The organism is Sphingopyxis sp. (assembly GCF_965227415.1).
GTDB lineage: Bacteria > Pseudomonadota > Alphaproteobacteria > Sphingomonadales > Sphingomonadaceae > Sphingopyxis.
Window position 1 is genome coordinate 1,027,620 of the sequence record NZ_OZ245749.1, and the last position, 18,406, is coordinate 1,046,025.

Here is an 18,406-nt window from a genome sequence, read left to right on the forward strand (position 1 = left end):
CGGGCAAAGGAATATCCAGGTTACGCGCTCAGTTACCTGGAGCGCTAATGATCGAGTATCAACTCGCCATAGCGTCTAGCCATATGGCGCCCAGTTCGAGGTCGATCCAGTCCGCAGCGAAGGGGTCGAACCCTGAACCGGGATACAGACAGAATTCGCCAAAATAGGGACGGCCGTCGACTTCATAGAAATCGACGCGAAGAAAGCTCATGCCGCGCGACAGGGTTTCGGCTGCGGCTAGCATCGCTGACAGCGATGCCGGCGCGTCAGGCCGATCCGTGGCGTCAACCAAGGGCCTCCAATTGCGGTCGTGCAAAATCCAGCGATGTCGGCCGCCACGATCCAGATGAACCTGCACATGGGTCGCGTGACCCCCGAAAACGTAGATCTTATAGTCAATCGGCAGCGGCAATTTTCCGCCAAGCAATGGTTCGGCAATCAAGCCGCGCGGAACGTCGCGGTAGGCCCATTCGTCGAGCCAAATGCCATATGGCGCCCGCTGCCAGCGCCGCGACCGGTGTTGCAGTCGGCGCCATTGCGACCTGGCAGGCGCTTTGCAGAGCACGGCATTTTGATTGCATCCGTGGCGCGCTTTAAGGATGGCGGGAAACGGGAAAGGTGTCTCGTCGGGCAAGGTCTTCCCCGACCAAAGTGTCGGAACCACCCATTCCGTTCCAAGCGCGACCTCGGCGAGGTGCTTGGCTGCGACTTTGTCCATCAGCAGCGTTTGGTCGGGAGACCGATCATATAATTTGCGCATCTGAACCAGTTCGGTGAACCGGATCGGCGCGTCGAGATTGAGCAGGCGACGATGACGCCAGCCGTAAATCACGGCGACCCGACACCGAGCAAGCGCCGCGCCGATGTCGCCGGTCGTCGAGGAAGCCACCCGTTCGATCGGCATGACAGCCAGATCAGCCGACGGCATAGTGAATCGGTTTGAAACTGCCGCCGTTCGACGCGTAGGCGGAGCAGGCGGTGAGCCCGACGATGCAGTCGATCGTGGCGCGCAGGCGGATGAAGTCGCCAGCGCGGCTGCGCGGCGCTAACACCGACAGGCTACCCGTTGCCGGATCGACCGGGACGTTCATGAAGATGTTGAAGGCGACGGGAATGGAATCCGGCCCGATCCCGTATGGCGCGAGCGCTTCGACGAGATTTCCGAGACAGCCACGATGCACGGGCTTATCGGGGTAGAAATGCCGGAAGGTCGCCTCGCCGCATGGCGTGAGGAGAAAATCATGGGTTCCCACGCGGTCTTCCTCAATCTCGAACATGACTTGCGAGCGGTTCGACCACAGGCGATTGCCCGCGGTCAGCCGGATTGTCTCTTCATAGTCGAAGGTGCGCCCGTTCGACATATATTCCGCCGTATCGCGGCGCGCATAGGCGACCATGTCGGACACCTGTTCGCCGCACGGGTCCCAGACCGTCAGCGCCTGCCCCGCCGCCATGGTGAACGCCACGCCGCTGCGCGGGAAGATTTCAAGTCGCACGGCCGTCAAGTGCGTGGATCGCGAAAGGGGCAGCTCCAGTCGGCATCGACCTGCCGCCCGCTATATTGCCTGGCCTCGCTGGTTTCGCCGTGCTGGGCTAGCATCGGATTGGCAAAGCCCGCGAGAGCCACATCGCGTTCAACAATGACGTCACGCATTCTTTCATATCTTCCATTTGTCCTGAGCTCCTCGAACTGGTCGTGCAGATTGAACACGAGCACGGGCCTTGAAAATCGTCGCGCCGGACGCGAAGCATTTGGGTGCAACCCGACGACGAAAAATGCGGCGCCGCCGAAGCTCAGCGAAAAATGCGCATCTTCCGGATCGGAACTGACAGCAGCGTCATACGGCTGGCCGAGCCAAGCATCTTTGTCGGCGAACGACTGAAGGCGCGTCCACATTGCGGCTTCGAAATCTTCCTCGCACAAGTCCGCTGGGCCATCGAACAAGACGGCAAGACTGCGTAGCCCCTCCGGCGCTCCTCTGAAATCGCGGGCCCAATCGATCAAGGCGCGGTGAATCTGCAGGTCGTTCCACGCACTCGTCATATCTCGCGCCTGGATAATCCGCAGATTGCCTCGCGCCGCCGCCGATTTGGCGCCCACGCAAGGAAAGCTGGGGTCCGAAACATAAGACAGGAATTCGGCTTCGCCGCACTTGTACATTGGCTCTCCCTAGATTGTCGAAACGCTGAACGTTTTCGATCGGAATTGGTTCAGAAATGACGCTATCGGCCGAAGACATACTGCGGGATTGCGAGATCAGAAGTCGACCTCTGGCCGCATTGCGGGCCGCGAGGCCAGGCATAAGCAGATGCTTACACCCGTGATCCTAAGCAGTTTGCCGATAGCCTGGACCCTTTACCCATGATCAGAACCTTCATGTAACGAAGGAACGTGTCATGCCTATCTCGCCCCCTCTAAATTCTGACGAAGTTGCCAGGAAAGCCGTTCGCGCGCGCCGAAGCTGGGATCCTGTCGTAAAAATAACGCATTGGTCGATCGTCATCGCCATCCTCGCCAACGCACTGGTCACCGAGGAAGGGTCGGGCGCGCATATCTGGGTCGGCTATGCATTGGCCGCTATCCTCGCGCTTCGCCTGCTGTGGGGATTGATAGGCCCCGCCGAGGCCCGCTTCTCGGCCTTCCCCCCGAGCCCGCGCCGGGCGCTGGACCACCTGCGCGACATACGGGCCGGCAAAAAGCAGATTCATCGTTCGCACAACCCGCTCGGCGCGCTGATGGTCTATGCGATCTGGAGCATGCTCGGGGTGATCATCGCCAGCGGCATAGCGATGGCGGGGCCACCCTCGACGGCTTTCCTCGATCAAGCGAAGCGGTCGAGCGAGATTTCCCAGAAGGCTGTCGTGGAACGGCGCGATCATGATGCCGATGAAGCGGCCGAAGGCGCAGGCGGCGAGGAGGACGTGTGGGAAGAGGTGCATGAGACGGCAGTCAACCTGCTCTACGTTCTTATCGCGCTGCATATCGCCGGGGTGATCTTCGAGACGCGCCGCAGCGGCCGGGAAATCCTGTTGGCTATGTTGCCGGCGCGCGCGTAAACCGTGGCCATGCAGGAAAGACGCAGAGCGCTGGAACGTCGAGCGGTCGCGACCAGCTTTCTGGTGATCCTCCAGGCCCTGGCGACGATCTTCTTCGTCGCCGACGTCGCTGGCGACATCGCCGACAATGGCTGGAGCATGCACCTGCTCGTCGAAAGCGGAGCGACCGTCGCGCTTCTCGCCGGGGTCGTCTTCGGCGCGCTCCAGCTGCACTGGCTGATCCTTCGCGCCCGGCTGGATGAGACGGCCGTCGCAACGGCGCGCGGCGCCATGTCGGACCTTATCCGGCAGCGCTTTCTAGACTGGCAACTGACGGGTGCCGAGGCCGATGTCGCGCTCTTCGCGCTCAAGGGTTTCGATGCGGCCGAAATTGCGCACCTTCGCGGCGCGGCATCGGGGACGATCCGGGCACAACTTGCGCGCATCTACGCCAAGGCCGAGGTGCATTCGCAAGTCGGCCTGATGGCCCTGATGGTCGAGGATCTGGTCGATGGCGACGCGATCAAGCCGGTCGAAACCAAACTGCAGGGGAACCATGGATGAGAAGCCACCGCGAAAGCCATCTTGTGTCGCGCATCGGCTGGCTGCGAGCCGCCGTTCTGGGCGCCAATGACGGTATCGTCTCGACCGCAAGCCTCATCATGGGCGTCGCCGCATCGGGCGCACCGCGCGCCGCAATCCTGGTCTCGGGGATCGCCGGGCTTGTGGCGGGCGCGATGTCGATGGCGGCCGGGGAGTATGTCTCGGTGAGCTCGCAGTCGGACACGGAACACGCCGACCTCGAACGCGAAGAGCTTGAACTGGCCACAAGTCCCGAAGCGGAACTTGAGGAACTTGCCGGCATTTACCGGGCACGCGGCGTCGATGCCGATGTCGCGAGAACTGTCGCCGCGCAGATGACCGCGTTCGATGCGCTCGGCACCCACGCCCGCGACGAGCTTCACATAACCGATATGACCTCGGCGCGTCCGATCACTGCGGCGTTCACCTCCGCTGGTACGTTTACCATTGGCGCCCTCCTCCCGGTGTTGGCCGCCGCCCTGCTTCCCCAAGCCTCGCTTGTCCCCGGCGAGGCGGTCGCGTCGCTACTGTTTCTTGCCCTGCTGGGATGGGTCGGAGCTACCGCCGGCGGATCAAGGCCGCTGAAGCCCGTGGTGCGCGTTATATTCTGGGGGGCGCTCGCCATGGCGCTGACGGCAAGTATCGGCCGACTGGTTGGAACCGCCGTTTAACCGCGAAGGAACGGGCGCTTGGACATTATCGGGTTTGCGCTGGCGGTGCTGCTGATCGAGCTGACGCCCGGCCCAAACATGGCCTGGCTTGCCGGCCTTGCCGCAACCGAAGGCCGGCGTTGCGGCCTGGCTGCCGTCGCAGGCGTCGCGCTGGGACTGCTTGCAAACGGCGTTCTTGCAGCAGTGGGACTCGCTGCGCTGCTGCAGGCGGCCCCGCAACTCTGGACCATCCTGCGCTTCGCGGGCGCGGCGATGATGCTGTGGCTTGCAATCGAGGCATGGCGCGGCACCGGCGATGGATCGCGCTCCTCACGTAAGGGCAGTTCGCTTCGCCGTGCCTTCGCGACCGGGGCCTTGATCAATCTGCTCAACCCCAAGGCCTATATCTTCTTCGTAGTGGTGGCGCCGCAGTTCCTTAATGGCGAGGCGCTCGGCATTCGCAATGCGCTTATCCTGTCGCTGATCAGCGTCGCCATTGCGACATCCATTCACCTGTTGATCGTCACCGCCGGAAGCACGGCGCATGACTGGCTATCCGACCCGGGGCGCACCAAGATCGTGCGGCGCGTGTTTGCGGTAATCATGCTGGCTGTCGCAGCGTCATTTCTTCTGGCCGATCTCGGCTGACGGAAATCCTGGTGCGCGTGCTACAAATGGCTTGGCCTGGCCGGAACCGGACCGGCATCTTTTGGCTGCACGGCTGAGCAAGCGGACATTGTTCGTGCGCCAATATGTACTAGCTTCAATCCCCGCCTCGGATGAGCTAGGCTGGAAGCGCTCTTGCGAGGGGGATGGCAATGCCTGGATTTGCACCGCAGCGCGATGACGTCTTGTATCTGACCGAAGGCGGCCAAGAGACGGAAATCCAATATCGGCACGGGCATGATCTGCCCGAGTTTGCAATGTATCCGCTGCTAGGAAATGCCGACGCGATGGCAGACCTGGCCACAATGTACGGCCGGGTGCTCGACGTTGCAGCAAAACACGGCTTCGCCGCGATGATCAGCGGGCTCGATTACCGCGCTAGTCCCGATTGGGGAGAGAAGCTCGGCTATACTCGTGAAGGGCTGGCGGATGCGATAGAACAATCGATCACGTTCCTCCGCACCGTCGCTCGGCCCTACGAAGGCCAAGTCCCGGACATATTGATCGGCGGAATGCTTGGCCCGAGGGGCGACGCCTACTCGATCAACCGGACAATCACGGCCGGCGAGGCTGAAGATTATCACAGCTTTCAGCTTGAGATACTGAAGCGCGCAGAGGTCGACTTCGTCAGCGCAGTGACATTCAATAGCGTTCCTGAGGCGGTCGGCGTCGCACGAGCTGCCGCACGGTTGGACTTGCCGCTGGGCATCTCGTTCACCCTGGACAGCAATCATCGCCTCAAATCAGGCCCAAGCCTGAAGGAAGCGATAGAGACGGCCGATGCGGATGCAGGCGACGCGAGGCCGGACTTCTATGGCATCAACTGCTCGCATCCGATAGAATTCGAGCCGGCGCTCGAACCCGGAGACTGGATGCTGCGGATCCGCAGCGTGAGGCCGAACGCCAGCGCGAAAGACAAGATCGACCTCTGCCAACTCGGCCATATCGAAGACGGTGACCCGGTCGATCTCGGGCACCGTATCGGGGCATTGGCGCGGCGGTATCCGCATATCGATATGTTCGGCGGCTGCTGCGGAACATGGGCGCCCCATCTCGACGAGATGGCTCGCAACGTGCGTCAGGCGCGACGTTAGATCTGCCTCCGACGGCGCGCAGTATCGTTCGCACAAGCCTGCTCAACTATCTCCACGACTCCACAGCTATTCTGGCCGGATGGAGACGGTCTGTTTCGGGGAAGCCACTATGGAAAGCGGACATTGATCACCGATTTAAGCGGAGCGACATGAAGTCCGCTATTTGCCGGAATTGGGATACATGGATCCGCAGGAACGAACCCGGCCGCACTTATTGACAGGTTGTCCATCCACAAGCTGCCCCTGATGAAAAAGGACTCTGGACATAAGCATCAGGAGACATTGAGACATGACGAAGGCGACTTCCCCAGCTCACGAATATAGCGGCAAGGCGCCCTTTCTCAAGAACAGCTTGCGTAACCAGCCGGACGAGAACGGGCGCTTCGGTGAGTTCGGTGGGCGCTTCGTCCCCGAAACGCTGATGCCATTGATCCTCGATCTCGAACGCGAATATAGCTCGGCGAAGACCGATCCGTCCTTCCAGTCCGAGTTCGACGACCTCTTGGAACATTATGTGGGCCGGCCAAGCCCGCTCTATTTCGCTCCCCGCCTGTCCGATGAGCTGGGCGGTGCACAGGTCTGGTTCAAGCGCGACGAACTCAACCACACCGGAGCTCACAAGATCAACAATTGCGTGGGCCAGATCCTGCTGGCGATCCGAATGGGCAAGACCCGCATCATCGCCGAGACCGGCGCGGGCCAGCATGGCGTGGCAACCGCCACCGTCTGCGCGCGCTTCGGCCTGCCTTGCGTGGTCTTCATGGGAGCCGCGGACGTGGCGCGCCAGGCACCCAACGTATTTCGTATGAAGCTGCTCGGCGCAGAGGTGGTGCCCGTTACGGCCGGTGCCGCAACCCTGAAGGACGCGATGAACGAGGCTCTGCGTGACTGGGTCGCCAATGTTCACGATACCTTCTACATCATCGGCACCGCAGCCGGTCCGCACCCCTATCCCGAAATGGTCCGTAATTTCCAGAGTGTCATCGGGAAGGAGGCCCGCGAGCAAATGCTGACCCGCACCGGCAGGCTGCCCGACCTGCTAGTGGCAGCGATCGGCGGCGGATCGAACGCGATCGGTCTTTTCCACCCCTTCCTCGATGATGCGTCAGTCAAGATGCTGGGGGTCGAGGCGGCCGGCCATGGTCTGGACAAGCAACATGCCGCATCGCTGGCCGGCGGACGTCCCGGCATCCTCCACGGCAACAAGACCTATTTGTTGCAGGATGACGATGGGCAGATCGTCGAAGGTCACTCGATCAGCGCCGGCCTCGATTACCCGGGCATCGGGCCTGAACATGCGTGGTTGAAGGAAACTGGTCGGGTGGACTACACGTCGGCGACCGACGCTGAAGCACTCGACGCTTTCCAACTGCTCTGCCGCACTGAAGGGATTATCCCTGCCCTCGAACCGAGCCACGCAATCGCCGCCGTCGCCGCGGTAGCGCCCACCATGCCGAGAGATTGCATCATTTTAGCCAATTTGTGCGGACGAGGCGACAAGGACTTCTTTTCAGTTGCGAAGCATCTTGGCGCCACGCTCTAGGGTTTGGCACGTCGAGATCTGGGTTGGATTTTGCCCGAAGGGTCATATTGGCAGTGCGCCTGATTAAATCCATCTCCTCTCTATCCTCGGATCACTTCCCCCCAGATCATGAGGTATTTGAAAGGATTATTCGATGAAGCTTTCGCTTATCACCTTCCCGCTCGCAGCCGCTGCCTTGATCGCCACCGGCGGCGCCGCTCTCGCCAAGAACCCGATGGTCGGCGGCGCCGCCATGTATGAGACCAAGAACATCGTCGAAAACGCCGCCGCCTCCGCCGATCATACGACGCTTGTTGCCGCCGTGAAGGCGGCCGGGTTGGTCGATACGCTCGCGTCGCCCGGCCCCTTCACGGTCTTCGCCCCCACGAACGCGGCCTTTGCGAAGCTGCCCGCGGGAACCGTCGAGACTCTGCTCAAGCCGGAAAACAAGGGCACGCTCACCGCGGTGCTGACCTATCACGTCGTCCCCGGCCGGTTGACCGCTGCGGACATCGCGGCGCAAGTGAAGGCCAACGGCGGCAAGGCAGTGCTCACCACAGTGCAGGGTGCCAAGCTCACCGTGTGGCAGAAAGACGGCGCCTTCTACGTAACTGATGCGAAGGGCGGCGTGGCAAAGGTCGGGCCAGCCGATGTCCTGCAATCGAACGGCGTAATCCATGTTGTCGACGGCGTACTTTTGCCTTCGTGACCAAATGGCGGGTCCGCCGGAAAATTCCGGCGGACCCGTATTTCACGCGGGCAAGGGCCCCAACCACGACCGTTTCAATAAATGACAGGGTCGCCGTTCCAGGCAAAGAATCCACCGTTATGATCTTGGGTCAGCCCGTCGATCACCTCTAGAAGATGCGTGGCGCTCCGTTCGGCCGAAAAGAGCTGTTCGGCAGGGACGCCCCGCTGGAACGGCACGGAGAGGCTTGTATCGACCGTTCCGGGATGTAGCGCGACCACGATCGCCTGCGGATTGCGCGCTCGCATTTCGATCGAGAAACAGCGAACAAGGGCATTAAGCGCCGCCTTCGACGAACGATAGCTATGCCATCCGCCAAGACGGTTGTCGCCGATTGATCCGACCCGCGCTGACAGGAATGCGATCACCGATTGACGCCCCCGATGCAGCAGTGGCAGGAGATGTTTCGCGGCAATCGCCGGACCAATCGTGTTGACCGCAAAAACCTCCGCCATCGCACCGGCGTCCAGCTCCCGATAGCTTTTCTCCGGTCGGATGTTCGTGGCACGGTGCAGCAAGCCGGTTGCGACGATGATGAGATCGAGCGGCCCTTCATCCGCTATGCGATCCGCAACGACTGACAGCGTCGCCTCATCGGCAAAGTCAAACGCGAAACCCTCGACCGGCGACTGGCGCTTCGCGACTTCACGCCGTGCGCCCGCATAGATTTTGCCAAAATTACCCGATGTCGCCAGTGTCTCGACGATCGCGCCGCCGATGCCGCCACTCGCGCCCAATACGCAAGCCCGTTTATCCATCACGCCACCTGCCCTTCGCCCTGCGGCCCTGTCTCACTCAGAGCGACGTCCGACGCGCTGCCATGACGCAACGGGTCGGAGATAGATGACCTTAGGTGCAGTTGAAGCGACCCGGCCTGCGACAGGCGCGCTAGAATCCAGCCTCCACGGCGAGCCGAATGGCATCGGCCGTCGTCTCGACCCCGAGCGAGCGCAACAGCGCGGCGCGGTGCATCTTGACAGTGCGCTCGGACAGACCCAGCTCGAAGCTGATCTGCTTGTTGAGATTACCAGCCGCCATCAGCAACAAGACTTCGCGCTGCCGAGGCGAGAGGCGCTCGACTGCCTGGAGCGCAAGGGCTCGCCGCTCGGAGAAACGTGCCGCATCATCGTCCACTTCCATCTGCGAGCCGAGAAAATACTCAAGTCTCCCCTCGCTCCCGAAGATCGATGCGACAAGAACGGCATTGCGGAAAGGCGATCCATCCTTTTTGTAGTTGAGGATTTCGACGAGCGCAGGACGCCGTTCACGGATCGCGGCGCGCAGCGTCTCGCTAAGTTCGTCTTCCGTGCCGGGGCCCGTCAGGAAGCGGCAATTGTGCCCGATGATTTCGTCGGCAGTATAGCCGGTCAACGCGATGAAGGCATCATTGCACTCGACGATCGGATTGTCGGGGAGCCGCGGATCGCTGATAACCGCCGCGATCGGGCTCGTTGCGATCATCGCCTTGAGGGACATCCGGGAACCAAACCTTGCACCGAGCCAGAGGCCATATGCCCCAAGGGACATGTTGTGCCATGTGGCCGCGCTCATGCAAGCCCCATCCTGAAGGAACGCCGCCCTCGCGTTCCCGCTCGAGGTTTTGCTCAATGAATTTTGTTCCCAAAGACGGTTTCGAAACCGACGAGTATGCTGGCGAGCAGGTGCCGTCGCAGGTCATCGAGGCTGTCAAGGCGATCCTGCGCTGGGCCGGCGATGACCCTGACCGCGAAGGTCTGGCGGGGACTCCGGAGCGCGTGGCGCGCGCTTGGCGAGAATATTGCGGCGGATATCGCGACGACCCTGCGGTTCATCTGAGCAGAACATTTTCAGAGGTCGGCGGTTATGACGAGATCGTCCTTTTGAAAAACATCCCTTTCCACTCACACTGCGAGCATCATCTCGCGCCGATCACGGGCAAGGCATCGATCGCCTATTTGCCGAAGGACCGTGTCGTCGGCATTTCCAAGCTCGCGCGTGTGCTCGAAGCTTATGCGCGGCGGTTGCAGATCCAGGAACGGCTGACCGCCGAGGTGGCCAGCTGCATATGGAACAATTTGCAGCCCCACGGTGTCGCCGTGGTCATTGAAGCGCAGCATGGCTGCATGACGGGGCGCGGCGTGCGAACCCCGGGAGTGGGCATGGTGACGAGCCGGTTACTGGGCTGTTTTCTCGACGATCCGGGCAGCCGCCGCGAGTTGCTCGCACTGATGGGCTACTGATGCGCGTCGCAATCGTCGGCGCCGGGATCGCCGGGCTTGCCTGCGCCGACCGGCTGCACGAGACGGGCCATAACATCACGCTTTTCGACAAGGCGCGGGGCGCCGGCGGCCGGATGTCCACCCGCCGGGTAACGACGCCGTCCGGCCACATGGCGTACGATCATGGCGCGACGCATTTCACCGCGCGCTCGCTCGAGTTCCGTTCGCTCGTCGATCTTTGGCACGCGCAGGGTCTGGTCGCCCCGTGGCCCGTGGCCGGAGTGCACGCTTGGGTCGGCACTCCCTCGATGAACGCACCGATCAGAGCACAGGCGAACGCCCATGATGTCTGGTGGTCGTCACCCGTCACCGCGCTGACCCGCGATGGGCAAGACTGGTGGGTGCATATCGAAGCGGTCCGGCACGGGCCCTTCGAGGCAGCGGTCGTCGCCATACCCGCCGAACAGGCAGCGCCGCTGTTGTCGCTTCACGATTTCGACATGGCCCGCGCCGCGATGTCGGTCCGCTCGCACCCCTGCTGGAGCGCGATGTATCTGTTTGCAAAGCCCATCGTTACGCTGCCCGATTTCATTCGCGGCGTGGGACCCATAAGTTATGCGGTGCGCAACAGCGCCAAGCCAGCGCGCGCGCCCGGCGAAACATGGGTGGTCCAGTCGGACTGGGCATGGTCCGAGCAGCACCTGACGCGCGATCCGGCGCGCGTGTGCGATCTCCTGCTCAGCGCGCTTGGGGAAGCGGGCGGCACGGCGATGCCCGAGCCACTCCACGCCGATGCGCACCGCTGGCTCTTCAGCCAGCCCTCCGGCCGCGAACCTGAATTGCTATGGAACGACGCGCTCCGGCTGGGTGCCTGCGGAGACTGGCTTTCGCATGGCTTCGTTGAATATGCTTGGCAAAGCGGCTCCGCGCTGGGACGAGCGATTGCGCGTTGACAGAGGAAATCAAGGCCCGCCATTCTCAGAGACTGGCGGCAGCAAGGGTGAGTAGACCGAGACCGATCGAAAGTCGTTGCCGTAATTCCAGCCATGGCGCGGCCTCGGGTTCGCCGGCCAACAGAACCCGATCGACCAGAGGCGATGCGAGCAATCCGACAGCGAGCAGAACCAGTGAGGGGCGCGGCCAGGGAAGACCAACCATCCAGGGGATGAAGGAGCCAAGCGCGACAAGGCTTGGTGCGACCGCTGCGACCGGCGCCATGCGCGAAATATTCGGGCGTGTCAGGGAGAGACCCCACCACACGCCACCGAGGAAAGTCAGTATCAACGCGGCATAGCAGGCCGTGAGGGACAACCCGGCGAAATAGACCGCCGGGCTGTGTGAGGCGATCATGGCGACGCCGGCGACCTGCGGCAACAAACCCGCCCAGCCGAGGCCGCGCGCAAGCGGTGAAATGCGAAACGAATATTGCATCGTGGCAAAGCATCACGCCCGCGGCCACGCTACAATATGTCCTTTCAGGCAGACCGGCGCCCCAAAGGACAGGTGGTGACTGTTCCGTGCCCCATCTAGGCCCGCGCCAACTTCCCTGATGCCACGGAGGCGCAACATGAAGAATGCAGCTGTTATCGGCGCCGGAATCGGCGGCCTCGCGCTTGCCATTCGCCTTCAATCTGCTGGCGTGGCGACCACGATCCTCGAGGCGCGCGACCGACCGGGCGGCCGCGCCTATGTGTGGGAGAAGGACGGCTTCACCTTCGATGCCGGTCCGACCGTCATTACCGACCCGGCATGCCTTGCCGAGCTTTGGGAACTGAGCGGGCACGCCATCGGATCGGATGTCGATCTGATCCCGGTCACCCCCTTTTACCGGTTGAGCTGGCCCGATGGCACGAAATTCGACTATGGCAATGATGAGGCCGCGATGGAGGCCGCCATTGCGGCCCTGAACCCGCGCGATGTCGCTGGCTATGCCCGCTTCCTCGCCTATTCTGCTGCGGTGCACGAGGAGGGCTATGTCAAACTTGGCGCGGTCCCGTTTCTCGACTTCCGCTCGATGCTCAAGGCAGCGCCAGCCCTCGCACGGCAACGCGCATGGCGATCCGTCTATAAAACCGTTTCCGGCTATGTCGAGAATGAGAAGCTGCGTGAAGCACTGTCCTTCCATACCTTGCTGGTCGGCGGGAATCCGATGGCGACCAGCGCCATCTACGCGTTGATCCACAAGCTCGAGCAGGACGGCGGTGTCTGGTTCGCGCGGGGCGGAACCAACCGGCTGGTCGCGGCGATGGTACGACAGTTCGAGCGGCTCGGCGGCGAGCTTCGACTTGACGATCCGGTCGAACGTATCTCCACGGAGGGCGATCGCGTGCGCGAAGTCAAAACACGCGCGGGCTACCGGATCGAGGTCGATGCCGCCGTGTGCAATGCCGACGTTCTCCACAGTTACCGAGACCTCATCGATCACCCGAGCGCCAAGCGGAGCGCGCGGCGGCTGGCGCGAAAAAACTGGTCGCCGAGCCTGTTCGTGCTTCATCTGGGGGTACGGGGCCTGTTCCCGGACATTCCCCATCACATGATCCTGTTCGGCCCGCGTTATCGGGGACTGCTCGACGACATCTTCAACAACGGTGTGCTCGCCGAGGATTTCGCGCTCTACCTCCATCACCCTAGCGCCAGCGACGCGTCGCTGGCCCCGCCTAGCCACAGCACTTTCTATGCGTTGGCACCGGTGCCGCATCTTGGCGATGCCCCGCTCGACTGGGCGATCGAGGGGCCCCGGCTGGCGAGGCGCATCGTCGCCGAAATCGAGAAGCGGCTCGTTCCGGACTTCGGTGAAAGGATCGTGACGCAATTTAGCTATGCGCCGCCGGACTTCGAGACCGATCTCGCCGCGCATCATGGGAGCGCGTTCAGCCTTCTCCCCTCGCTTACGCAGAGCGCATACTTCAGAACCCATAATCGCGACGACGTGATCGAAAATCTCTATTTCGTAGGCGCCGGGACGCACCCAGGAGCCGGCATCCCTGGCGTGGTCGCCAGCGCCAAAGCCGCCGCTTCGCTATTGCTGGCGAAGCCCGGCTGAGGTGCTTCGAGGGCGATCGACCTCCTGCCCCAATACCGGAACGACGTTCCTACGCTTCTGGGGCAACCTGTCTGCGAGACGCTGCGAGCAACCGCTTGATATGAGCGACGACCTTTTTGGCCTCATAAGGTGGCTTGAGATGCGGGCCTTCGTCGCACAATTCGCCTGCGGCCTGAGGATCAGCGTGCAATAGGCACCCCCGTCGGGGGGTGATCGGCGTGTAAAAAGGACCCCTTCATCCCGAGGATTTAGGCGGCTGACTGGTTTGATCAGTTGGCGAGAACGGGATGTTGGTAGTGGAGACAGTGGTTCGGATTCGGCGTGAGCATGCGTCTGGGAAGGCGATCAAGGCGATCGCCCGTGATCTTCGGTTATCGCGCAAGGTGGTCCGGAAGGCGATCCGGTCGCCGGAGGCGGTGTTCAACTACCAGCGCACAGTCCAGCCTTTACCGCGGATTGGCCCCTATCAGGAACGGCTCGATGTGCTTCTCGAGGAGAACGAGGCGCGAGGTCGCCGCGACCGGCTGCGGATGACGCGTATCCATGATCTGCTTGCGCGCGAAGGGTTCGAAGGTTCTTATGATGCGGTGCGCCGCTATGCGGCGCGCTGGCGTGTGACGCGCCGGAAGGATGCGGGCGAAGGTGCTCCGGCCTTCATCCCGATGACCTTCCATCCTGGCGAGGCTTATCAGTTCGACTGGAGCCACGAGGATGTAGAGATCGCCGGCAAGCCGATGCGGGTAAAGGTTGCGCACGCTCGTCTCTGCGCATCGCGCACACCTTACGTCCGGGCCTATCCGCGTGAGAGCCAGGAGATGCTGTTCGATGCTCATGCTCGGGCGTTCGCTTTCTTCGGCGGCGTGCCCCGGCGCGGTATCTACGATAATATGAAGACGGCGGTGACGAGCGTGTTCGCCGGTAAGGAGCGCGTGTTCAACCGCCGCTTCCTGATCATGACCGATCATTACATGGTCGAGCCGACGGCCTGCTCACCAGCAGCGGGATGGGAGAAGGGCCAGGTTGAGCAGCAAGTCCAGACGATCCGGGGCCGCTTCTTCCAGCCGCGGCTTCGGTTCGCCAGCCTAGCCGAGCTCAACGGGTGGCTGGAGGCGGAGTGCCGACGCTGGGCCGAGCATCACGCCCATCCCGAGCGCAGCGACATCACCGTCGCCGAGGCGCTGGAGATGGAACGACCGGCCCTGCAGCCGATCCTGGCACCGTTCGACGGCTTCCATGAGAGCGAGCACGCCGTCACCGGAACCTGCCTCATCAGCTTTGATCGGAACCGCTACTCGGTCATGTCGACGGCCGCGCGCCGGACCGTGCAGGTGCGTGCCTATGCCGATCGTATCGTCATCCGTTGCGGCGAAGAGATCGTCGGGGAGCATGAGCGCCACTTCGGTCGGAACCGCACCATTTACGATCCTTGGCATTATCTGCCGGTCCTCGCGCACAAGCCCGGCGCGCTCCGTAATGGCGCGCCGTTCCAGGACTGGGATCTGCCGCCCGCGCTGCATCGATTACGGCGAAGGTTGGGCGTCGGGGACGAAGCAGATCGCAGGTTCGTGCGGGTCCTCTCGGCGGTGCTCACCGATGGTCTGGAGTTGGTCGAAGCTGCCACGCGCGAAGCGCTGGCGACCGGAACGGCCAGCGACGAGCTGATCCTCAACATCCTCTCGCGGCACAGCGAGCCGGCGACGCCCCATAGCATCGTCACCTCGGAAGACCGGATGCTGCGCCATCCTCCGGTTGCCGACTGCGCTCGCTATGATCTGCTGCGAGGCTATGATGCAGCGGCATGATATGATCGATACGATGCGTGGCCTTGGCCTCAAGGGTATGGCTGCGGCGTTCGACGAGGCCGTCACCACCGGCCTCCAACGCAAGCGCACCATTATGGAGATACTGACCGACCTGCTCCGCGCTGAAGCGACCCACCGGGATGCAGCCTCGATCCGTTATCGCATGACGGCGGCCAGGCTACCCGTGGTGAAGGATCTGGAGCGGTTCAGCTTCGACGGCACTCCGATCAATGAGGAGATGATCCGGTCCCTTCATGATGGCTCCTTCCTGCCATCCCGGCGCAATATCGTGCTTGTCGGCGGCACGGGGACGGGGAAGACCCACCTTGCCATCGCGATCACCGCCAATGTCGTGCGAAGAGGCGCTCGCGCCCGCTACTTCAACACCGTCGATCTGGTGACACGCCTCGAAGAGGAGACCCGGATCGGCAAGGGCGGGACCCTGGCGGCGCAGCTGTCGCGGCTCGACCTGATCGTGCTCGACGAGCTTGGATATCTGCCGTTCGCACGCTCGGGAGGGCAGTTGCTGTTCCACCTCATCAGCAAGCTTTATGAGCGCACCAGCGTCATCATCACCACGAACCTCGCGTTCGGCGAGTGGCCTACCGTCTTCGGCGATCCCAAGATGACCACGGCGCTGCTCGACCGCGTCACCCACCACTGCGATATCGTCGAGACGGGCAACGATAGCTGGCGCTTCAAAAACCGCAGCTGACCGCCACCTTCGCCGCCTTCAAAAATCTATCTTGCGCTGCGTGCGCCTCCGGTCGGGCTACGCCCGACCTCCGCCGCACGCAGCGCAAGGCTCACCTCAACAAACCCCCATCATATCCGCAAGGGGGTCCTTCTTCGACGCCGATCGGGGGTCCCGTTTGAACGCCGTTTGACATGGAATCACCTCGTATCTCGTTGAACGAGATCCAAAAACGCCACATCGAGATCACGCGGCAAAGACGCTTTTCGCGTGCTCCGCGTGAAAAACCGCGTAAGGTAAGCCTTTGAATTAAATTCCTTTTATTTTGCGCCACGCGGGACGAAACACATCTTCGCGTGAAAGGCCTGCGTGCGAAGGATCCGCGTGGAAATCCCGCCACGCCTTGTCCATACCGTTGCCCTTTCCGGATTTTATCCAGTTCTCGCACCACAGCATGACGTCTTCTTGGCGCATGCGGGGTGCGCCGCGCGGGTTTGGCCAACAGCGAACGACCCCCGCGCGCTCGGCCTCGACGAAGAGGTAGCCGTCAGCCATGCACGAGTCGGTACCAAGCGCGTCGAACTCGCGGTCGAAGCCGTCGGGATGGTCGCGCCAAAGCATGTCCGGGGACCCTTCAGGTTGGCGTCGAATACCGCCAGTCGAAACATCGAATTGCGAGAAAGTAGCGAGCACATTGCGAGAGAGGTCCGTCGTATCTGCCACGGCTGCCTCGGCGCGCGTAAAGTGATGCGCGTAGCGGCCACGCACGGTAAGGTTGCCTCGCTCCGCTTTTTCGCGAAGTTGCTGCCAGGCGTCGGCCAGCCGCTGCAACCCGCGCTCGCGATTCTCAAAATAGCCGGTTCCCGGACCGTCCGCTGGTTTCGCATCGTGACTTCCGAAAAACGACCGAAGCCTGTCCTTGGCACTAAGGGGCTCGGTGGAGCTATGGCCCGCAATCTGTTCGAGCAAATGGTCGTGAGACATCGCGTCCGCGAACGCGATCCAGGTCAATGCTTCGACGAATGAGACAAAGGGGTGCTCAGCTAAATACCGTCCTTTCGCTGACACGCGGGTCATTGGCGTGCCCCAATAAAGGCGGCTTCGTCACCGCGCCGCAACTCGTCCAGATAATCGCTCCACCATTGCGCCATCTCTACGCGCTCCTGCCAATGCGCGCCGCGGTGATAGGCCGCGCGCACCTTGTCGGCATCGCCGTGCGTGAGCGCGCGCTCGATCGCATCCGGGGACCATTTTCCGCTCTCGTTGAGAAGCGTCGATGCCATCGCCCGGAACCCGTGCGCGGTCATCTCGTCGCTAGAATAGCCAAGGCGCCGTAAACCGGCGTTGATGGTATTCTCGCTCATCGGGCGAGCGCGCGTGCGGATTGACGGAAACACATATCCCACGGGGCCGGACAAGGGAGGAACCTCTCGAAACAACGCCACGACCTGTCGGGAAAGCGGGACATGATGAGGCTTGCGCATTTTGGTCTTCTCGGCCGGTATTGTCCAGACGGCCGATCCCAAGTCGACTTCCTCCCACAGCGCATGACGGAGTTCACCTGGTCGGACGAAGACATGAGGCGCGATCTGCATTGCCAGCTTCGCAACGCCCATGCCTTCGTACCCATCGATAGCACGGAGTAACTCGCCGACCCGTTCGGCTTTCAGAATCGCGCCATAGTGCGTCACCTTTGGAGCAGTGAGCGCGCCCCTGAGATCGCGCGTAGGATCGGAGCGGAGGCGTGCCGTTGCGACCGCGTAACGAAAGACCATGCTTGCCAGCTGCAGCGTCCGCCGCGCGCTCTCGAGATTTCCTTTCCGCTCGATCCGCCTGACAGCGTCGAGAACATCGGCCGGCTCGATTTCCGAGATCGCCATCGGTCCGATCGACGCCTTGAGCAAGCTGAGCAAATATTCGCTCCGCGTCGCCGTTGCTGGTGCCCACCGCTTGTCGCCGTCGCGCTTACGCTTGGCGCAGTATTCCTCCGATATCACGTTGAACGAGTTTTCCGCTGCAACGCGCGAGCGGACCTTCTCGCGGCGCTTTTCCTGCGAGGGGTCCTTGCCGTTCGCGATGAGCGTACGGGCTGCCTCGCGCCGCTTGCGCGCCTCGCTCAAACTGATTTCTGGGTAGGACCCGATCGCGAGCTGCTTCTCGCGCCCGTTGAGCCGATATTTGAGTCGCCAGAGCTTGCCGCCCGCCGGCGTCACAAGAAGATGCAGGCCGCCCGCGTCAGCGAGCTTAATCGGCTTGCCACCGGGCTTCGCATTCCTGATTGCCACGTCGGTAAGCGCCATAATCGGTTCCCTCCGGGTTCATCATTTCCCGAAATGCCCCCAACAGTGGGGGCATCGAATTGACCGTCAGC

At 62.3% G+C, this 18,406-nt stretch carries 20 protein-coding genes; 12 read left to right on the forward strand and 8 right to left on the reverse strand.

Annotated elements, in window-relative coordinates; all coding sequences use genetic code 11:
- Window positions 1-58: 58 nt before the first annotated feature.
- The 3 genes from ACO055_RS04990 to gntA all read right to left on the reverse strand — a co-directional run bounded on the left by ACO055_RS04990 (window position 59) and on the right by gntA (window position 2,161).
- Window positions 59-760 (reverse strand): ATP-grasp fold amidoligase family protein, encoded by a 702-nt coding sequence (locus ACO055_RS04990; RefSeq protein WP_422062419.1) that lies wholly within the window; start codon window positions 758-760, stop codon window positions 59-61.
- Window positions 761-914: 154 nt separating this feature from the next.
- Window positions 915-1,454 (reverse strand): DUF1989 domain-containing protein, encoded by a 540-nt coding sequence (locus tag ACO055_RS04995; protein ID WP_422062420.1) that lies wholly within the window; start codon window positions 1,452-1,454, stop codon window positions 915-917.
- A 47-nt stretch (window positions 1,455-1,501) separates the two neighbouring features.
- Entirely contained in the window at window positions 1,502-2,161 is a 660-nt protein-coding gene (gene gntA, locus ACO055_RS05000; protein ID WP_422061495.1) for a guanitoxin biosynthesis heme-dependent pre-guanitoxin N-hydroxylase GntA, read from the reverse strand.
- 236 nt (window positions 2,162-2,397) lie between these two features.
- Between gntA and ACO055_RS05005 the strand changes: the two genes are divergently transcribed.
- The 7 genes from ACO055_RS05005 (at window position 2,398) to ACO055_RS05035 (ending at window position 8,259) form a co-directional block, all read left to right on the forward strand.
- Entirely contained in the window at window positions 2,398-3,057 is a 660-nt protein-coding gene (locus ACO055_RS05005; protein WP_422061496.1) for a cytochrome b/b6 domain-containing protein, read from the forward strand.
- 9 nt (window positions 3,058-3,066) lie between these two features.
- Window positions 3,067-3,600: a helix-turn-helix transcriptional regulator gene (locus tag ACO055_RS05010; protein WP_422061497.1), complete on the forward strand. Its 534-nt coding sequence runs from the start codon at window positions 3,067-3,069 to the stop codon at window positions 3,598-3,600.
- A complete protein-coding gene (locus tag ACO055_RS05015) occupies window positions 3,597-4,289 on the forward strand; it encodes a VIT1/CCC1 transporter family protein (protein ID WP_422061498.1) in 693 nt (230 codons plus the stop codon). Before ACO055_RS05010 ends, ACO055_RS05015 begins: the two co-directional genes overlap by 4 nt.
- Before the next feature lie 45 nt (window positions 4,290-4,334).
- Window positions 4,335-4,916: a LysE family translocator gene (locus ACO055_RS05020; protein ID WP_422061499.1), complete on the forward strand. Its 582-nt coding sequence runs from the start codon at window positions 4,335-4,337 to the stop codon at window positions 4,914-4,916.
- Window positions 4,917-5,086: 170 nt separating this feature from the next.
- Entirely contained in the window at window positions 5,087-6,028 is a 942-nt protein-coding gene (locus ACO055_RS05025) for a homocysteine S-methyltransferase family protein (RefSeq protein ID WP_422061500.1), read from the forward strand.
- A gap of 289 nt (window positions 6,029-6,317) precedes the next feature.
- Entirely contained in the window at window positions 6,318-7,571 is a 1,254-nt protein-coding gene (trpB, locus tag ACO055_RS05030) for a tryptophan synthase subunit beta (RefSeq protein WP_422061501.1), read from the forward strand.
- Between the two features lie 133 nt (window positions 7,572-7,704).
- A complete protein-coding gene (locus tag ACO055_RS05035) occupies window positions 7,705-8,259 on the forward strand; it encodes a fasciclin domain-containing protein (protein ID WP_422061502.1) in 555 nt (184 codons plus the stop codon).
- Between the two features lie 74 nt (window positions 8,260-8,333).
- Here ACO055_RS05035 and ACO055_RS05040 read toward each other — a convergent pair whose 3' ends face one another.
- Window positions 8,334-9,056 (reverse strand): SDR family NAD(P)-dependent oxidoreductase, encoded by a 723-nt coding sequence (locus ACO055_RS05040; protein ID WP_422061503.1) that lies wholly within the window; start codon window positions 9,054-9,056, stop codon window positions 8,334-8,336.
- Between the two features lie 130 nt (window positions 9,057-9,186).
- Entirely contained in the window at window positions 9,187-9,774 is a 588-nt protein-coding gene (locus ACO055_RS05045) for a PAS domain-containing protein (RefSeq protein WP_422062421.1), read from the reverse strand.
- A gap of 131 nt (window positions 9,775-9,905) precedes the next feature.
- On the opposite strand from ACO055_RS05045, the gene folE reads away from it, so the two are divergent.
- Entirely contained in the window at window positions 9,906-10,517 is a 612-nt protein-coding gene (gene folE / locus ACO055_RS05050; RefSeq protein WP_422062422.1) for a GTP cyclohydrolase I FolE, read from the forward strand.
- On the forward strand, window positions 10,517-11,449 hold the full coding sequence (locus ACO055_RS05055; protein WP_422061504.1) for an NAD(P)/FAD-dependent oxidoreductase: 933 nt from the start codon (window positions 10,517-10,519) through the stop codon (window positions 11,447-11,449). The genes folE and ACO055_RS05055 overlap by 1 nt, the downstream gene beginning before the upstream one ends.
- Window positions 11,450-11,474: 25 nt before the next feature.
- Here the strand turns inward: ACO055_RS05055 and ACO055_RS05060 are convergent, their stop codons facing one another.
- Window positions 11,475-11,927 carry a DUF3429 domain-containing protein gene (locus tag ACO055_RS05060; RefSeq protein WP_422061505.1) on the reverse strand — a complete coding sequence of 151 codons (453 nt, stop codon included), beginning with the start codon at window positions 11,925-11,927 and terminating at the stop codon, window positions 11,475-11,477.
- A gap of 136 nt (window positions 11,928-12,063) precedes the next feature.
- Here ACO055_RS05060 and ACO055_RS05065 point away from each other — a divergent pair, with 136 nt between their 5' ends.
- The 3 genes from ACO055_RS05065 (at window position 12,064) to istB (ending at window position 16,056) form a co-directional block, all read left to right on the forward strand.
- Window positions 12,064-13,539 carry a phytoene desaturase gene (locus tag ACO055_RS05065; protein WP_422061506.1) on the forward strand — a complete coding sequence of 492 codons (1,476 nt, stop codon included), beginning with the start codon at window positions 12,064-12,066 and terminating at the stop codon, window positions 13,537-13,539.
- Between the two features lie 287 nt (window positions 13,540-13,826).
- Entirely contained in the window at window positions 13,827-15,341 is a 1,515-nt protein-coding gene (gene istA, locus ACO055_RS05070; RefSeq protein WP_422059577.1) for an IS21 family transposase, read from the forward strand.
- The gene (gene istB / locus ACO055_RS05075) at window positions 15,328-16,056 is read left to right on the forward strand and encodes an IS21-like element helper ATPase IstB (RefSeq protein ID WP_095385564.1); all 729 of its coding nucleotides are present in this window, start codon (window positions 15,328-15,330) and stop codon (window positions 16,054-16,056) included. The genes istA and istB overlap by 14 nt, the downstream gene beginning before the upstream one ends.
- Before the next feature lie 288 nt (window positions 16,057-16,344).
- Here istB and ACO055_RS05080 read toward each other — a convergent pair whose 3' ends face one another.
- Complete coding sequence (locus ACO055_RS05080; RefSeq protein WP_422061507.1) at window positions 16,345-17,112, reverse strand: hypothetical protein; 768 nt, start codon at window positions 17,110-17,112, stop codon at window positions 16,345-16,347.
- Window positions 17,109-18,335 (reverse strand): tyrosine-type recombinase/integrase, encoded by a 1,227-nt coding sequence (locus ACO055_RS05085; RefSeq protein WP_422061508.1) that lies wholly within the window; start codon window positions 18,333-18,335, stop codon window positions 17,109-17,111. Before ACO055_RS05085 ends, ACO055_RS05080 begins: the two co-directional genes overlap by 4 nt.
- Window positions 18,336-18,406 lie beyond the last annotated feature (71 nt).

What these genes read in the sequence shown, in the direction of transcription:
- ACO055_RS05060 (WP_422061505.1), bottom strand. Translation starts at nt 11,927, where the DNA reads ATGCAATATTCGTTTCGCATTTCACCGCTTGCGCGCGGCCTCGGCTGG.
- ACO055_RS05025 (WP_422061500.1), top strand. Translation starts at nt 5,087, where the DNA reads ATGCCTGGATTTGCACCGCAGCGCGATGACGTCTTGTATCTGACCGAA.
- ACO055_RS05040 (WP_422061503.1), bottom strand. Translation starts at nt 9,056, where the DNA reads ATGGATAAACGGGCTTGCGTATTGGGCGCGAGTGGCGGCATCGGCGGC.
- folE (WP_422062422.1), top strand. Translation starts at nt 9,906, where the DNA reads ATGAATTTTGTTCCCAAAGACGGTTTCGAAACCGACGAGTATGCTGGC.
- istB (WP_095385564.1), top strand. Translation starts at nt 15,328, where the DNA reads ATGCAGCGGCATGATATGATCGATACGATGCGTGGCCTTGGCCTCAAG.
- ACO055_RS05065 (WP_422061506.1), top strand. Translation starts at nt 12,064, where the DNA reads ATGAAGAATGCAGCTGTTATCGGCGCCGGAATCGGCGGCCTCGCGCTT.
- trpB (WP_422061501.1), top strand. Translation starts at nt 6,318, where the DNA reads ATGACGAAGGCGACTTCCCCAGCTCACGAATATAGCGGCAAGGCGCCC.
- ACO055_RS05085 (WP_422061508.1), bottom strand. Translation starts at nt 18,335, where the DNA reads ATGGCGCTTACCGACGTGGCAATCAGGAATGCGAAGCCCGGTGGCAAG.
- ACO055_RS04990 (WP_422062419.1), bottom strand. Translation starts at nt 760, where the DNA reads ATGCGCAAATTATATGATCGGTCTCCCGACCAAACGCTGCTGATGGAC.
- ACO055_RS05055 (WP_422061504.1), top strand. Translation starts at nt 10,517, where the DNA reads ATGCGCGTCGCAATCGTCGGCGCCGGGATCGCCGGGCTTGCCTGCGCC.
- ACO055_RS05080 (WP_422061507.1), bottom strand. Translation starts at nt 17,112, where the DNA reads ATGACCCGCGTGTCAGCGAAAGGACGGTATTTAGCTGAGCACCCCTTT.
- gntA (WP_422061495.1), bottom strand. Translation starts at nt 2,161, where the DNA reads ATGTACAAGTGCGGCGAAGCCGAATTCCTGTCTTATGTTTCGGACCCC.
- ACO055_RS05045 (WP_422062421.1), bottom strand. Translation starts at nt 9,774, where the DNA reads ATGTCCCTCAAGGCGATGATCGCAACGAGCCCGATCGCGGCGGTTATC.
- ACO055_RS04995 (WP_422062420.1), bottom strand. Translation starts at nt 1,454, where the DNA reads ATGGCGGCGGGGCAGGCGCTGACGGTCTGGGACCCGTGCGGCGAACAG.
- ACO055_RS05035 (WP_422061502.1), top strand. Translation starts at nt 7,705, where the DNA reads ATGAAGCTTTCGCTTATCACCTTCCCGCTCGCAGCCGCTGCCTTGATC.
- istA (WP_422059577.1), top strand. Translation starts at nt 13,827, where the DNA reads ATGTTGGTAGTGGAGACAGTGGTTCGGATTCGGCGTGAGCATGCGTCT.
- ACO055_RS05005 (WP_422061496.1), top strand. Translation starts at nt 2,398, where the DNA reads ATGCCTATCTCGCCCCCTCTAAATTCTGACGAAGTTGCCAGGAAAGCC.
- ACO055_RS05015 (WP_422061498.1), top strand. Translation starts at nt 3,597, where the DNA reads ATGAGAAGCCACCGCGAAAGCCATCTTGTGTCGCGCATCGGCTGGCTG.
- ACO055_RS05010 (WP_422061497.1), top strand. Translation starts at nt 3,067, where the DNA reads ATGCAGGAAAGACGCAGAGCGCTGGAACGTCGAGCGGTCGCGACCAGC.